At 72.1% G+C, this 13541-nt stretch carries 16 protein-coding genes; 8 read left to right on the top strand and 8 right to left on the bottom strand.

Annotated elements, in window-relative coordinates; translation table 11 throughout:
• Positions 1-233 precede the first annotated feature (233 nt).
• Together ACWEF6_RS03385 and ACWEF6_RS03380 are read right to left on the bottom strand one after the other, a co-directional pair.
• Positions 234-1088 carry an LLM class flavin-dependent oxidoreductase gene (locus tag ACWEF6_RS03385; RefSeq protein ID WP_449681435.1) on the bottom strand — a complete coding sequence of 285 codons (855 nt, stop codon included), beginning with the start codon at positions 1086-1088 and terminating at the stop codon, positions 234-236.
• A complete protein-coding gene (locus ACWEF6_RS03380) occupies positions 1085-2107 on the bottom strand; it encodes an aldo/keto reductase (RefSeq protein ID WP_449681434.1) in 1023 nt (340 codons plus the stop codon). The genes ACWEF6_RS03385 and ACWEF6_RS03380 overlap by 4 nt, the downstream gene beginning before the upstream one ends.
• 87 nt (positions 2108-2194) lie before the next feature.
• On the opposite strand from ACWEF6_RS03380, the gene ACWEF6_RS03375 reads away from it, so the two are divergent.
• The 6 genes from ACWEF6_RS03375 to ACWEF6_RS03350 all read left to right on the top strand — a co-directional run bounded on the left by ACWEF6_RS03375 (position 2195) and on the right by ACWEF6_RS03350 (position 6590).
• Positions 2195-2761: a TetR/AcrR family transcriptional regulator gene (locus tag ACWEF6_RS03375; RefSeq protein WP_449681433.1), complete on the top strand. Its 567-nt coding sequence runs from the start codon at positions 2195-2197 to the stop codon at positions 2759-2761.
• Positions 2758-3192: a pyridoxamine 5'-phosphate oxidase family protein gene (locus tag ACWEF6_RS03370; protein WP_449681432.1), complete on the top strand. Its 435-nt coding sequence runs from the start codon at positions 2758-2760 to the stop codon at positions 3190-3192. The genes ACWEF6_RS03375 and ACWEF6_RS03370 overlap by 4 nt, the downstream gene beginning before the upstream one ends.
• Before the next feature lie 116 nt (positions 3193-3308).
• Positions 3309-4517, top strand: a complete 1209-nt coding sequence (locus tag ACWEF6_RS03365; RefSeq protein WP_449681431.1) for a cytochrome P450 — start codon at positions 3309-3311, stop codon at positions 4515-4517.
• A gap of 44 nt (positions 4518-4561) precedes the next feature.
• Entirely contained in the window at positions 4562-5197 is a 636-nt protein-coding gene (locus ACWEF6_RS03360) for a TetR/AcrR family transcriptional regulator (RefSeq protein ID WP_449681483.1), read from the top strand.
• Positions 5198-5217: 20 nt separating this feature from the next.
• Positions 5218-5418, top strand: a complete 201-nt coding sequence (locus ACWEF6_RS03355) for a ferredoxin (protein WP_449681430.1) — start codon at positions 5218-5220, stop codon at positions 5416-5418.
• Complete coding sequence (locus ACWEF6_RS03350; RefSeq protein WP_449681429.1) at positions 5415-6590, top strand: NAD(P)/FAD-dependent oxidoreductase; 1176 nt, start codon at positions 5415-5417, stop codon at positions 6588-6590. The genes ACWEF6_RS03355 and ACWEF6_RS03350 overlap by 4 nt, the downstream gene beginning before the upstream one ends.
• A gap of 45 nt (positions 6591-6635) precedes the next feature.
• Here the strand turns inward: ACWEF6_RS03350 and glmS are convergent, their stop codons facing one another.
• The 3 genes from glmS to dapA form a co-directional block, all read right to left on the bottom strand.
• Positions 6636-8459, bottom strand: coding sequence for a glutamine--fructose-6-phosphate transaminase (isomerizing) (gene glmS / locus ACWEF6_RS03345; protein ID WP_449681428.1), 1824 nt, complete (start codon positions 8457-8459; stop codon positions 6636-6638).
• A gap of 14 nt (positions 8460-8473) precedes the next feature.
• The gene (locus ACWEF6_RS03340) at positions 8474-8746 is read right to left on the bottom strand and encodes a hypothetical protein (protein WP_449681427.1); all 273 of its coding nucleotides are present in this window, start codon (positions 8744-8746) and stop codon (positions 8474-8476) included.
• Positions 8747-8857: 111 nt separating this feature from the next.
• Positions 8858-9739, bottom strand: coding sequence for a 4-hydroxy-tetrahydrodipicolinate synthase (dapA, locus tag ACWEF6_RS03335; RefSeq protein ID WP_449681426.1), 882 nt, complete (start codon positions 9737-9739; stop codon positions 8858-8860).
• Between the two features lie 72 nt (positions 9740-9811).
• Between dapA and ACWEF6_RS03330 the strand changes: the two genes are divergently transcribed.
• Both ACWEF6_RS03330 and ACWEF6_RS03325 read left to right on the top strand, forming a co-directional pair.
• The gene (locus ACWEF6_RS03330) at positions 9812-10738 is read left to right on the top strand and encodes a LysR family transcriptional regulator (protein WP_449681425.1); all 927 of its coding nucleotides are present in this window, start codon (positions 9812-9814) and stop codon (positions 10736-10738) included.
• A 65-nt stretch (positions 10739-10803) separates the two neighbouring features.
• A complete protein-coding gene (locus ACWEF6_RS03325) occupies positions 10804-11172 on the top strand; it encodes a hypothetical protein (protein ID WP_449681482.1) in 369 nt (122 codons plus the stop codon).
• Here the strand turns inward: ACWEF6_RS03325 and ACWEF6_RS03320 are convergent.
• Genes ACWEF6_RS03320 through ACWEF6_RS03310 form a run of 3 tightly spaced genes read right to left on the bottom strand, consistent with a single transcriptional unit; the run spans position 11162 to position 13532 of the window.
• On the bottom strand, positions 11162-11506 hold the full coding sequence (locus ACWEF6_RS03320) for an STAS domain-containing protein (protein ID WP_449681424.1): 345 nt from the start codon (positions 11504-11506) through the stop codon (positions 11162-11164). The two genes, ACWEF6_RS03325 and ACWEF6_RS03320, sit on opposite strands and share 11 nt — an antisense overlap.
• Entirely contained in the window at positions 11503-12732 is a 1230-nt protein-coding gene (locus tag ACWEF6_RS03315; protein WP_449681423.1) for a PP2C family protein-serine/threonine phosphatase, read from the bottom strand. The genes ACWEF6_RS03320 and ACWEF6_RS03315 overlap by 4 nt, the downstream gene beginning before the upstream one ends.
• Positions 12732-13532 carry an alpha/beta fold hydrolase gene (locus ACWEF6_RS03310; protein ID WP_449681422.1) on the bottom strand — a complete coding sequence of 267 codons (801 nt, stop codon included), beginning with the start codon at positions 13530-13532 and terminating at the stop codon, positions 12732-12734. The genes ACWEF6_RS03315 and ACWEF6_RS03310 overlap by 1 nt, the downstream gene beginning before the upstream one ends.
• Between the last annotated feature and the right edge of the window lie 9 nt (positions 13533-13541).

The following is a 13541-nucleotide window of genomic DNA, read 5'->3' as shown; positions in this document are numbered from 1 at the left end:
CAGGCAGGCTCCGGGATGACCACCCCTTCGCGCTGCTGGCCAGCGTTGGGTGGGGTGGGCCGCGGGGTGGTCATCCCGTCGCCTGATTGAGGCCTATCACTTTGAGCCGGGCCCGCAAGCCCGCGTCGTCACCCAGCCTCGCGCTGTGGGTTGCGGGCCCGGCTCAAAGTGATTTTGACGGCCTCAGGCGACGGGATGACCACCCAGCTCCTCCGATGACAAGCGCGCCGTGCTCACCTGCGGATCAGTTCCTCCGCCACCCACTTCGCCACTCCCTCGGGGTACGGGCTTCCCAAGCCCAGCACCACATGTTCGAAGCCCGCCTCTGCTGCTTCGGCTATCTTCCCTCGCGTCAGCTCCGGTTGGTTGTACTCCACCGGGAGGAAGATCGATCGCGTTATCTCGGCGGGGTCTCGGCCGATCTCCGTGCAATACCTGTCCAGCAACCGGCTGCGGGCCGCCAGATCCTCGATGTCGCCGCCGCCCGGGATGTTCCACTGGTTTGCGTGCTCGGCTACCACTCTCAGTGTTGCGCTTGCCCGGCCGCCGATCATGATCGGGGGGTGTGGTTTCTGTACCGGCTTCGGGTTTCCGAATGCTCCCGTCAACGATACGTGCTTGCCCGCGAAGTCGAACGGTTCCGGGGATGTCCACAAGCGACGGATCACCGTGCACGCCTCCGCCAGGGCCGCCACCGCGTCGTCCTGGCTGTCGTACGGCAAGCCGTGTGCGTCGTACTCTCGGCGCGCCAAGGGGTGGCTTGGCCGGGAGCCCGCGCCGATGCCGAAGTCGAGCCTTCCGCCCGATACTATGTCGACCGTCGTTGCGATCTTGGCCAGCATTGCCGGTGGGCGGAACCTGTTGCTGGTCACCAACAGGCCGATGCGCATCCGCGATGTCCGGGCCGCCAGGGCCGACAGCAGGGTCCAGCCCTCGAAGATCGGGCCGGACGGGTCGCCCGCGATCGGCAGCAGGTGGTCGAACAGCCACGCGTGCTCGATCTCCGGCACCTGGTCCGCTTCGCGCCACACGCGCAGGATCTCGTCGTACCCCACCTGCATCGGTGCGGTCATGATGCCGAACTTCACCGGCGCCGCCGCAAGGTCGGGTCCAGCAGGGCCGGCGGGGTGTCGAACTTCTCGTCCGGGGCCAGGTCGACGCCGGGCGCGACGATCGTGTCGAGCTCGTCCAGGACGTCGGCCGGCAGCACGGTGTCGGCGGCCGCCAGCTGGGACGTCAGGTGGTCGAGCGTGCGCGGGCCGATCAGTGCGCTCGTCACGCCCGGGTGCGCCGTGACGAAGCCGAGCGCCAGCTGGATCAAGGTGAGGCCGGCCGCGTCGGCCACCTTGACCAGCTTTTCGACGGCGTCGAGCCGGGCGCGGTTGGCCGGGACGTCGAGGTCGAAGCGCTGCGGCAGGACCTTGGCGCGGTTGCCGCTGAGCTCCCGGCCCGCGCGGACCGCGCCCGACAGCCAGCCCGAAGCCAGCGGGCTCCACGCCAGCACACCCATGCCGTACTCCTCGGTCACCGGCAGCACGTGCGCCTCGATGCCGCGCTGCAGGATCGAATAACTCGGCTGCTCGGTGACGTACCGGCCGAGGTGGTGCTCGCGGGCGGTCCACTGCGCCTGGACGATCCGGTAGGCCGGGAACGTCGACGACCCGAAGTACCGGATCTTGCCCGCGCGCTGCAGGTCCGTCAGTGCGGAAAGCGCTTCCTCGTCGCTGGTCGCCGGGTCCCAGCGGTGGATCTGGTAGAGGTCGACGTGGTCGACGCCGAGGCGGCGCAGGCTGTTGTCGAGCGCGGTGACCAGCCAGCGGCGCGAATTGCCGCGGTGGTTGCGCTCCTCGCCGATCGGCATGGTCGCCTTCGTGGCCAGCACGAGGTCGTCGCGGCGGCCGGCGATCGCCTTGCCGACCATCGTCTCCGACTCGCCCTCGCCGTAGAAGTCGGCGGTGTCGACCAGGTTGACGCCCGCCTCGAGGGCGGCGTCGACGATGGCGGTGGCGTCGTCCTGGGTCGTGTTCCCGATGGCGCCGAAGTTCATCGCGCCGAGCGCGAGGGTGCTGACCTGGACACCGGTGCGGCCCAAGGTGCGGTACTGCATGAGAGATGCCTCCGTGGCAAGATGGAGCAAACGGAACGTTGCTCCGCTAACAATACGGAACACTGCTCCGCTTAGCAAGGAGGATCGGTGGACAAGCCCAAGCGCGCGGACGCCCGGCGCAACGAGAAGGCGTTGCTCGACGCCGCGGCCGCGGTCTTCGTCGCCTCCGGCGTCGATGCGCCGGTCCGCGACATCGCGGCGAAGGCCGGCGTCGGGATGGGCACCATCTACCGGCACTTCCCGACCCGCGCGGACCTGATCATCGCCGTCTTCCGGCACCAGGTGGACGCCTGTACGGAGGCGGCGCCGGCCCTGCTGGCTTCGTGTGAGTCGCCGTACACCGCGCTGATGCGGTGGATCGACCTGTTCGTGGACTTCCTGGTGACCAAGCACGGCCTCGCCGGGGTGCTCCAGTCCGACAACACCGGCTTCGAGGCGCTGCACGCGTACTTCCTGGACCGGCTGGTGCCGGCCTGCGGCGAGCTGCTCGACGCGGCGACGGCCGCCGGCGAGGTGCGGGCCGAGGTGGCGCCGCTGGACCTCATGCGCGGGGTCGGCAACCTCTGCATCGGCGCGGACGACCCCCGCTACGACGCGCGGGGGATGGTGAAGCTGCTCGTCGCCGGGCTGCGGTGCGAGACCATGGACGCATGACGGCGTGGCGGGAGTTCGAAGCGGCGGAGCCGGAGTTCGCGGTGCGGGTGCGGGCGTTGTTCGACGCGCACAAGCACAAGACGATCGCGACCCTGCGGGCGGACGGTTCACCGCGGATCTCGGGGATCGAAACGGTCTTCGAGGACGGTGAGCTGACCTTCGGGTCGATGCCGAACGCGCGCAAGGGCGCGGACCTGCGGCGGGATCCGCGGTTCGCGCTGCACAGCGCGACGGTCGACCCGGTCGACGGCGCCGAGGCCCAGTGGCCGGGCGAGGCCAAGATCGCCGGGCGGGTGCGCACCGAGGACGGCGAGCGGTTCGTGGCCGACGTCGCCGAGGTCGTGCACACCCACCTGAACGACGCGGCGACGCTGCTGGTCGTCGAGTGGTGGACGCCGGGCGGCGGCCTGCGCAAGGTCGAGCGCGAATAACTCCGGTTCGGGCGATTGGTGTCGTGTTGTCTCCGGCAATTAAATCAACTGCTTGACTTAACACAAGATCGTCGCCATCCTCGGGACAGGGGACATTCACCAACGAGAGGCCCGTCATGACGCCAAGCCACCCCGAATCGCTGCCGCGGTTCCCGTTCCAGGCCGCCACCGCGCTGGAGCCGCCCGCCGAGTGGGCCGAGTTCCGCGAGAAGTGCCCGGTCGCGCGCGTCGCGCTGGCCAGCGGGGACGAAGCCGCCCTGATCACCCGCTACGCCGACGTCAAGACCGTCCTGTCCGACCCGCGGTTCACCCGGCCGACGCCGGGGGACAACGCCGCCCGCGTCGCGGACACCGAGTCGGGCGGGGTGTTCAACAGCGAGATGGCGTCGGTGCTGCCGCAGCACGGCGAGGACCACCTGACGTGGCGCCGCACGATCGGGAAGTGGTTCACCGCCAAGCGGATGAACGCGCTGCGGCCGGGCATGGCGGCGATGGCCGGGCAGCTCATCGACGAGATGGTCGCCAAGGGCGCGCCCGGCGACCTCAAGGCGGGCCTCGCCTTCCCGCTGCCGGTCTGGGTCATCTGCGACATGCTCGGCGTGCCGGACACCGACCGCGACCGGTTCGCCCACTGGTCCGACGTCATGCTCAGCATGACCCGCTACACCCAGGCGGAGTTCGACGCGGCGCAGGCGGAGTTCGGCCGGTACATGGGCGGGCACCTCGCCGCCAAGCGGGCCGAACCGGGTGACGACATCCTCAGCGCGCTGATCGCCGACGCTCCCGGCTGGTCCGACGCGAAACTGGCCGCCACCGGCATCGGCCTGCTCATCGCCGGCCACGAAACCACCGCGAACATGATCGCCAAGATGACGGCGATGCTGCTGGCCGACCGCAGCCGCTGGGAGCAGCTGCTGGCCGATCCGTCGCTGGTGCGCACGGCGGTCGAGGAGGCGCTGCGGGCGGACGCCGACGCGGGAGTCGGCATGCAGCGTTACCTGACCGAGGACTTCGAGGTCGGCGGCACCGTGCTGCCGGCGGGCACCACCGCGATGTGCAGCATGGCCGCGGCCAACCGGGACGAAGGCGCCTTCGAGAACGCCGCCGAACTCGACCTGACCCGCAGCCCGAACCCGCACCTGGCCTTCGGTGCCGGCGCGCACGCGTGCCTCGGGCAGCCGCTGGCCCGCACCGAGCTGCAGGTCGTGCTGGAAGTGCTGCTGCGCAAGCTGCCGAACCTCGAGCTCGCGGTCCCGGCGGACGAGCTGCGCCGGGTCGAGGGGCTCGCCGTCGGCGGGCTGCGGGAACTGCCCGTCCGCTGGTGACGGCGGCGCACGGGCCCGGCCGGGGCTGCGCGGCCGCGCCCGGGGTGACCGCGGCGGGCCGGGCCGGACGCGCCCGGGCGACCCGGGAGCGGATCTTGGTCGCCGCGGAACGTCTTTGCGCCGAGCACGGCGTGCTGGCCGTGTCCAACCGGCAGATCAGTGAGGCGGCCGGGCAGGGGAACAACACCGCCGTGGGCTACCACTTCGGCACCCGGGCCGAGTTGGTGCGGGCCATCGTCCGCAAGCACACCGGGCCGGTCGAGCGGCTGCGTGGCCGCCGGCTGGACCGCGGCCAGGACGGACTGCGGGACTGGCTCGCGTGCCTGGTGCACCCGACGACCGAGCACCTGGCCGAGCTGGGCACGCCGACCTGGTTCGCCCGGTTCGCCGCCCAGGTGAGGACCGAGCCGTCGCTGCGCGCGGTCATCATCGAGGAGACCCTGACGTCCCCGTCGCTGGCGCGGACCCTCACGGGCCTCTACCGCTGCCTGCCCGGACTGCCCGCCGAAGTCCGCGCCGAACGCAACGACGTCACCCGCCTCGTGCTGATGCACGCGATGGCCGAGCGCGAACGCGCCCTCGCCGACGGCACGGGCACCCCGAGGGCCGGCTGGCGCGACACCGCCGCCGCCCTCACCGACGTACTGGCCGGGCTGTGGCTCGCGCCGGTCACGAAGTAACCGCGAGGAAAGGAAAAGCCATGAAGGTCATCGTGGACGAGGCCAAGTGCTGCGGCGCCGGCACCTGCGTCATGCTCGCCCCGGACGTGTTCGACCAGCGCGACGACGACGGCATCGTCGTCCTGCTCGACGAGCACCCCGCCGAGGCGCTGCACGCGACCGTCCGCGAGGCGGCGAGCGTGTGCCCGGGGGTCGCGATCTCGGTCAGCGAGGAGGGATGATCGGCGACGTCCTGGTCGTCGGTGCCTCGGCCGCCGGGCTCGCGACCGTGGAAGCCCTGCGCCGCAAGGGGTACCCGGGCCGCGTGACCGTGCTGGGCGCCGAAGCGCACCTGCCCTACGACCGGCCGCCGCTGTCCAAGCAGGTCCTCGGCGGGAGCTGGACACCCGAGCAGACTCGGCTGCGAGCATCGGACGCACTGTCCGCATTGGACGCCGAGTTCGTGCTCGGCGACGCCGCGGTGCGGCTGGACGCCGGGGCGCGGACCGTCCACAGCGCGGCCGGGCGGACCCTGACCGCCGACGCGGTCGTGCTCGCCACCGGGCTGCGGCCGCGCACCCTGCCCGGGCAGGACGGCCTGGCCGGCGTCCACGTGCTGCGCACCCTCGACGACACCCTGGCCCTGCGTGCGGACCTGGCGCCGGACAAGCGGGTGGTGGTCGTCGGCGACGGCGTGCTCGGTGCGGAGATCGCCGCGACCGTGTGCGCGGCGGGCGTGCCGGTCACCCTCGCCGGCCCCCAGCCCGCGCCGCTGGCCTACCAGTTCGGCCCCCTCGCCGCGGGCTTGCTCGCCGAACTGCACTCCGCTCGCGGCGTCGAGCTGCGGCTCGGCTCGGCGGTCACCGGGCTCGCCGCGGAAGACGGCCGGGTGACCGGAGTGCGGCTGACGACCGGCGAGGTGCTTCCCGCCGACGTCGTCGTGGTCGCCTTCGGAGCCGCGCCGGCGGCGGAATGGCTGGCGGGCAGCGGGGTGCTGTGCGACAACGGCGTGGTGTGCGACTCCCGCTGCCGGGCGGCGGAGGGGATCTACGCGGCCGGTGACGTCGCCCGCTGGCACCACGAAGGGCTCGATGCGGTGCTGCGGCTGGAAAACCGGACCAACGCCACCGAACAGGCGGTCGCGGTCGCGGGGAACATCCTCGGCGAGGACCGCCCGTACACGCCGGTGCCGTACTTCTGGACCACCCAGTTCGACGCCCGGATCCACGTCCACGGAACGCTGTTCGCGGACGCCGAAGTGTCCGTTGTGGAGGGTGACCCGGCTGCGGGGCGGTTCGTGGCGGAGTACCGGCGTGGCGGGGGCGTCACCGGGGTGCTCGGCTGGAACATGCCCAAGCAGGCCCGGCTGCGGCGCCAGGACATCGCCGGGGCGGCCCTCGCCGGGAGAGCCTGAAACCTCGATCCGCCGGGCAGTCCGCACGGCGCCTGGGCTGAAGTGTCACTCGACCGTGACGGATTTCGCCAGGTTGCGCGGCTTGTCGATGTCGTAGCCCAGAGTCAGCGCCGCGTGGTAGGCGAGCAGCTGCAGCGGGATGGTCAGCAGGATCGGGTCGAGCTCCGGCTCGGTCTTGGGCACCACGATCCGCGGGACGTCGAGTTCGCCGAAGTCGACGTCCGCGTGGGTCACCGCCAGGACCGCGCCGCCACGGGCCTTGATCTGCTGGACCGCGGCCAGGTTGCGCTCGGTCAGCTCGTCCGACGGCACGACGGCGACCGTCGGGAGGGCTTCGTCGATCAGGGCCAGCGGGCCGTGCTTGAGCTCGGACGTCTGGTACGCCTCGGCGTGCCGGTAGGAGATCTCCTTGAACTTCTGCGCGCCCTCGCGGGCCACCGGGTACCCGCGGACGCGGCCGACGAAGAACAGGCTCTTCGCGGCGGCGACGGTCTTCGCGTGCTCGGCGATCTCCGGCTCGAAGTCCAGGATGGACTTGATCTGGCCGGGTAGCGCGCGGACGGCGTCGATGATCCGCTGACCGTCCGCATTGGACAGATCGCGCACCCGGCCGAGCGCCAGGGCGATCAGGGCGAACCCGACGGCCATGTTGGTCAGCGCCTTGGTCGAGGCGACCGCGATCTCCGGGCCGGCGTGCAGGTAGACGCCGCCTTCGCAGGCGCGGGCGATGGTCGAGCCGACCACGTTGACCAGGCCGACGACCCGGCCGCCCTTGCGCTTGATCTCCTCGACGGCGAAAGCGGTGTCGATCGTCTCCCCGGACTGGCTGACCGCGATGTAGAGCGTGTCGGCCTCGATGATCGGGTTGCGGTAGCGGAATTCCGACGCGGCTTCGGCGTCGGCCGGGATCCGGGCCAGTTCCTCGATCATCGTCGCGCCGATCTGGCCGACGTAGTAGGCGGAGCCGCAGCCGAGGATCTTCACGCGGGCGAACCCGCGCAGCTCCCGCGGCGTCAGGTTGAGCCCGTCCAGGCGGGCGACGCCGAACCGGTCGTCGAGGCGGCCGCGGATGATCCGCTCGACGGACTCGGGCTGCTCCTGGATCTCCTTGGCCATGTAGTGCGGGTAGCCGCCCAGGTCGAGATCCTCGGCGTCGATGTCGATCTCGGTGGCGGGCTTGGTGGTGTCGCTCTCGTCGACGGTGAAGGTGCGGTAGCCGGTGGCGAAGACGGTCGCGAACTCGCCGTCGTCGAGGTGCGCGACCTGCGAGGTGTGCCGGACGAGCGCGGCGAGGTCGCTGGCGACGAACATCTCCCGCTCGCCGACGCCGATGATCAGCGGCGAGCCGTTGCGCGCGATGACCAGCCGGTCCGGGTGCGCGCTGTCGGTGACGGCGATCGCGTACGTGCCGGTGATCCGGGAGACCGCCTCGACGACGGCGTCTTCGAGGGTTTCGGCGGCCGAGCGCGCGATCAGGTGGGCGAGGACCTCGGTGTCGGTTTCGGACGCGAGGGTGACGCCGGCGTCGGCGAGCTGGGCGCGGAGAGTGTCGGCGTTGTCGATGATGCCGTTGTGGACAACGCAGATCCGGCCGTCTTCGGAGGTGTGCGGGTGCGCGTTGGCCTCCGACGCGGGCCCGTGCGTGGCCCAGCGCGTGTGCCCGATGCCGGCCTTGCCGGTGAGCCGCTTGGGCAGCGCGGCGGCGAGGTTGCGCACCCGCCCGACGACCCGGTGGACCTGGGCGGCGCCCTTCGCGCCGAGGACGGCGATGCCCGCCGAGTCGTAGCCGCGGTACTCGAGCCGGGTCAGGCCTTCGAGCAGGATGGGGGCGGCGTTCTGGCCGCCGATGTAACCGACGATCCCGCACATGGGGAGACCTCTTCCTAGCCGTAGACGATGCGGCGCAGCTGCCGCTCGGAGAGAACGGGCGCGGCCACCAGCCGCCCACGGAGCTCGCCGGCGATCAGGGGGAAGATCTCGGGGTTCTTCCGGCCCTGGGCCTGCAGCTCGGCGTGCCGGCGGCGCACGTAGTCCTCGGTGGGCGTCCGGTAGAAGGCCAGGACGTCGTCGACGACCCGGGCGGCGACCCCGGGCGGCAGCCCGGTGGACGCGGCCACGCGCTCGACGATGTCGGTGTCCTCCACGCGGGTCATCATGCCTCTTCGGGTCGCGAACCCCAAATTCCTGCCCGAAATCGGGCAAGTTCTGCATGGTTGGACAGTTTCCGCACCTCCAGGCGAGGGCGGGGGACGTGCGACAAGACGAGGTCACGACGGAGTCGCGCTCGCACGTCTCGGTGTACCGGCTCCGCTGAGCGCCGGCTCCGCTTCGACCAGCGGAAGGCGCACGCTCGCGTGCGGGATGACCCCCAGCGCGGCCAGCGCGGCCTTGGCGTTCGCCGCGCCCGTGCCGGACCGCATGAGCCGGTCCGTCAGCGGGATCAGCTCGTCGTGGATCGCACGCGCCGTCCCGAAATCGCCGTCGCGGACGGTGCGGATGAGGTCGGCGGTGCGCTCGGCCGCCACGTTGGCCACGACGCTGACCAGGCCCGCGGCGCCGCACGCCAGGTACGGCAGGTTGAGCTCGTCGATGCCGCAGTAGTACGCCAGCGACGTCCGGCCCATCACTGTCATCGCCTCGAACAGGTCGCCCTTCGCGTCCTTGACCGCCCGGATCCGCGGGTGGCCGGCCAACTCGATCAACGTCGCCGCCGCCATCGCGACGCCGGTGCGCGCGGGGACGTCGTAGAGCATCACCGGCAGCTCGGTGGCGTCCGCGACGGCCAGGCAGTGGGCGACCACGCCGGCCTGCGTCGGCCGGGAGTAGTAGGGGCAGACGAGCAGCAGCGCGTCGGCGCCCGCCGCCTCGGCCTCGCGGGCCCTGCGGACGCTCGAGGCCGTGTCGTGGGTGCCGACGCCGGCGATCACGCGCGCCCGGTTCGCCACCTGCGCGGCCACGGCCCGGACGAGGCCGGCGGACTCGGCGGCGGAGAGGGCCGGGGACTCGCCGGTGGTCCCGCCGACGACGAGGCCGTCGCACCCGGTGGCCAGCAGGTGCTCGACGAGCCGGGTCCGGCCGGGCGCACTGAGCGCGCCGCCGGGCTCCATGGGGGTCACCATCGCGACGAGGTTGGTGCCGAATTCGGTCATGGTCCGACCGTGCCGGGCAGGACTGCTGCGGTCCAGCGATGCTTTTTTGCCGATATTGCGTAGCGTGGCTTCATGATTGAGGTGGGTGCACTGCGGGCGTTGCGCTCGGTGGCGGCGCTCGGGACGCTGGCGCGGGCGGCCGAGGAGCTGGGGTTCACGGCGTCGGCGGTCTCGCAGCAGATCAAGCGGCTGGAACGGCAGGTCGGCGTCCCGGTGCTGGCGCCGGCGGGCCGCGGGGTGGTGCTGACCCCGGCGGGCCAGGCGATCGTCGACTCGGCGCCGGAGGTGTTCCAGGCCCTCGAACGCTGCGCCGAAGCCGCCCAATCGGTGGCGGAAGGCGCCCCGCGGGGCACGCTCCGGGTGGTCGCCTTTTCGACGGCGATCCGCGGCCTGCTGGCGCCCCTGATGCCGCGGCTGGCGTTCCCGGAACTGCGCGTCGAGGTCACCGAGCAGGACCCGGACGAGGCGTTGCGCAGCGTCCTCGCGGGGACGGCCGAGCTGGCCCTGGTCCACGACGCCGACGGGTTGCTGCCCACGCCGTTGCCGCCGGCGCTGGCCCGGCGGTGGGTGCACACGGACGTCGGCGACGTGGTGGTGAGCCGCACGCACCCGCTGGCGGAGGCCGGCGCGCCCCTGGACGAGGTTTCGCTGGCCGGGCACGCGTGGGTGACCAGTCCGCCGGGAACCGTGTGCCACCAGTGGTTCCGGCGGTTGTTCGCGGAGGAGCCCGACGTGCGGCACCGGGTCGACGACTTCGCGACGCAGCTGTCGCTGGTGGCTTCGGGGCAGGTGGTGGCGCTGGTCCCGAGGCTGGCGCGGCCGCCGCTGGGGGATCGCTTGCTCGCGCTCCCGCTTCGGCGGCCGCCGAAGCGAGAGGTGCACGCGGTGTGGCGGCGGAGCGCGGAGGCCAGCCCGGCCATCCGGGCGGTGCTGGCCGAGCTGGATCCGGCCGCGCGTCTCGAGAGCGGGGCTTCGGCCGGCGCTAGGGTCGGGGTATAACGGGAGCCGCTCGCGAGGAGGGCGCTGTGCCGGTCGCCGCCGCGATCGCCTTCACCTGGCTGGGGATGGTGCTGGCGATTTCGTTCCTGGAAGCGCCGTTGAAGTTCCGCGCCCCCGGTGTCACGCTCCCGCTCGGGCTGGGCATCGGCCGGGTCGTGTTCGCCGCGCTGAACCGGGTCGAGGTCCTGTTCGCGCTGGGGCTCGCCGGGTGCCTCGTGCTCGGCCCGCGGACCACGACGGCGGTGGTCCTCGGCGCCGCGGTGGCGCTCGTGCTGCTCGTCCAGCTGGTGGCCGTCCGGCCCGCGCTGACCCGTCGCTCGGATCGGGTGCTGGCCGGGGAAACCGGGCCGCGCAGTCACGCGCACTTCGGCTACATCGGACTCGAGGTGCTGAAGGTCGCGGGCCTGCTCGCCTTCGGGATCGTCAATCTTTGAAGGCGTCTTCGGCGCTCGGGTAGGTCGGGAAGAAGTCGCCGAGGCCGATCAGCCCGAAGGTCCGGCTCAGCCGGGCCGGAACCGCCGCCAGCGCAACACCCGCCCCGGCCGCCTCGGCGACGTTGCGGGCCGCGATCAGCGCGGAAATGCCGCTGGAGTCGCAGAACGTCACCCCGGCCAGGTCCACCACCAGCAATTGACCGGACCCCAGGGCGAGCGCGGCCACCCCGGCGCGGAGGCGGGGCGCGGTCGCCACGTCGAGTTCGCCCTCGACGGTGACCACCGCCCCGGCCCCGGTGGTGCGGGTCGTGACGGAGAACGGGATGCCGGTCACGCTGAATCGCCTCCGGGAAGCGGGATGCTCAGCGCCAGCAGCGCCGTGTCGTCGTCGACGCCGTCGCCGAAGCCGGCGAGCAGGCCGGTCGCCGCCGTGATCACCGCCGGTGCCGTCGTCGGCGCCAGGCCGGTCAAGTGCGTCCGCAGCTGCTCTTCGCTGTAGCGGACGCGCCCCTGTGTGCGGGCTTCGGTCAGGCCGTCGGTGTAGAGCAGCAGAGTGTCGCCCGGGTTCAGGAAGACGTCCTCGGTGGCGAAGCGCGCCCGGGGCAGCGCGCCCACCAGTTGGCCGCCCGGGACCGGCAGGAACGCGGACGTGCCGTCGGCGCGGATCAGCAGCGCCGGCGGGTGGCCGCCGGTGGCCAGGGTGACCGCCGCGCCGTCCGCCCCGGGCCGGATGCGGCCCTGGATGACGGTGCAGTAGCGCGGATCGGCGCCGCGGTACTCGTGGTGCAGCACGGTGTTGAGGCGGTCGAGCACGGTGGCCGGCTCGGGATCGTGCACCGCGGCGGCCCGCAGGGTGTAGCGCGCCAGCGACGTCACCACGGCCGCGGCGGCGCCCTTCCCGGACACGTCGCCGAGGAAGAACCCCCACGTGTCCTCGGTGAGCGGGAACAGGTCGTAGAAGTCGCCGCCGACCTCGTCGGCCGACGCCGGGTGGTAGTAGGCCGCGACCTGCACGCCGGGCACCTCGGCCAGCGTGGGCGGCAACAGAGTCTGCTGCAGCGTCCGCGCGAGCCGCTGCACCCGGTCGCGTTCGCGCTCGGCTGCTTCGCGGGCCCTCAGGAGTTCCTGTTCGTAGGCCCGCCGGTCACGGGCGTCGAAGATCGTGGTGCGGATCAGCTGCGCCTGCCCGTCGGTGCCGGTCTTGACCGTCGAGGTCACCAGCACCGGCAGCCGGCTCCCGTCGGCGGTCTTCAACTCGAAGGCGACGCCGCCGAGCTCGCCCTGCATGCGCAGGAGCGGCGCGAAGTGCGTCTCGTGGTAGATCCGGCCGCCGACGGTGAGCAGATCGGCGAACCGGCGCCGGCCGACGACGTCGTCGCGCTCGTAGCCGAGCCAGCCGAGCAGAGTGGTGTTGATCTTCGCGATGGTGCCGTCGAGCAGCGTCGAGAGGTACCCGCAGGGGGCGTGCTCGTAGAGGTCTTCCGCGCTGTCCTCCAGCAGGGCCGAGAATTCCGGGGCCGCGCTCTCCCGACCACCCGGACCAGGGTGGTCTTCGCACATCACGGCCCGCTCACGAACGCCGTGATCGCGGCGGCCGTCGCCTCCGGCGCGCTGAGCTGCGGGCAGTGCCCAGTGGCGGCGAGCGTCACCAGGGTGCTGCCGTCGATCTGCTCGTGGGTGAACCGCCCCACCGCGGGCGGCGCGATGGCGTCGTTCTCGCACTCGAGGATCAGCGTGGGCACGGAAACCTTCGCCAGATCGGCCCGGTTGTCGGAGAGGAAGGTGACCCGGGCGAAGACGCGCGCGATCGCGGGATCGGTGCGGCAGAAGCTGTTCGTCAGCTCCTCGCCCAGCTCGGGGCGGTCCGGGTTGCCCATGATGACCGGCGCCATGGTCGCCGACCAGCCCAGGTAGTTCGACTCGAGCGACTCGAGCAGTTCGTCGATGTCGGCCCGGCTGAACCCGCCGTGGTAGTCGCCGTCGTCGAGGTAGCAGGGCGACGGCGTGAGCAGCACCAGCTTCGCGAACCGGTCCGGTTCCCGGTTGGCGGCCAGCACGGCGATCATCGCGCTGACCGAGTGGCCCACGAGAACGACGTCCCGCAGGTCCAGTTCGTGGCAGATGGCGAGGACGTCGTCGGCGTAGCCGTCGAGGCTGCCGTAGCGCTCGGGAGACCAGGCGGAAAGGTCGGAGCGCCCGGCGCCGGTGTGGTCGAAGAGAACGACCCGGTACCGCTGCGCGAGGGCCGGGACGACGAGCCGCCAGAGGTTCTGATCACAGCCGAAGCCGTGCGCGAGCACCAGGGTGGGGCCGTCGTCCGGGCCGGTGACGGTCACGTTGTTCCTGGCGCGCATGCTCACCGCGCACAT

The sequence above is a fragment of the Amycolatopsis sp. NPDC004772 genome (genome assembly GCF_053601215.1).
Note: the sequence above shows the minus strand (reverse complement) of the source record. Positions and strands in the feature narration are given on the sequence as shown.

Excerpts from the sequence above, each read along its gene's own strand:
- ACWEF6_RS03355 (WP_449681430.1), top strand. The coding sequence starts at position 5,218 with ATGAAGGTCATCGTGGACGAGGCCAAGTGCTGCGGCGCCGGCACCTGC.
- ACWEF6_RS03370 (WP_449681432.1), top strand. The coding sequence starts at position 2,758 with ATGACGGCGTGGCGGGAGTTCGAAGCGGCGGAGCCGGAGTTCGCGGTG.
- ACWEF6_RS03380 (WP_449681434.1), bottom strand. The coding sequence starts at position 2,107 with ATGCAGTACCGCACCTTGGGCCGCACCGGTGTCCAGGTCAGCACCCTC.
- ACWEF6_RS03340 (WP_449681427.1), bottom strand. The coding sequence starts at position 8,746 with ATGATGACCCGCGTGGAGGACACCGACATCGTCGAGCGCGTGGCCGCG.
- ACWEF6_RS03350 (WP_449681429.1), top strand. The coding sequence starts at position 5,415 with ATGATCGGCGACGTCCTGGTCGTCGGTGCCTCGGCCGCCGGGCTCGCG.
- ACWEF6_RS03315 (WP_449681423.1), bottom strand. The coding sequence starts at position 12,732 with ATGTGCGAAGACCACCCTGGTCCGGGTGGTCGGGAGAGCGCGGCCCCG.
- ACWEF6_RS03365 (WP_449681431.1), top strand. The coding sequence starts at position 3,309 with ATGACGCCAAGCCACCCCGAATCGCTGCCGCGGTTCCCGTTCCAGGCC.
- ACWEF6_RS03330 (WP_449681425.1), top strand. The coding sequence starts at position 9,812 with ATGATTGAGGTGGGTGCACTGCGGGCGTTGCGCTCGGTGGCGGCGCTC.
- ACWEF6_RS03325 (WP_449681482.1), top strand. The coding sequence starts at position 10,804 with ATGGTGCTGGCGATTTCGTTCCTGGAAGCGCCGTTGAAGTTCCGCGCC.
- glmS (WP_449681428.1), bottom strand. The coding sequence starts at position 8,459 with ATGTGCGGGATCGTCGGTTACATCGGCGGCCAGAACGCCGCCCCCATC.
- dapA (WP_449681426.1), bottom strand. The coding sequence starts at position 9,739 with ATGACCGAATTCGGCACCAACCTCGTCGCGATGGTGACCCCCATGGAG.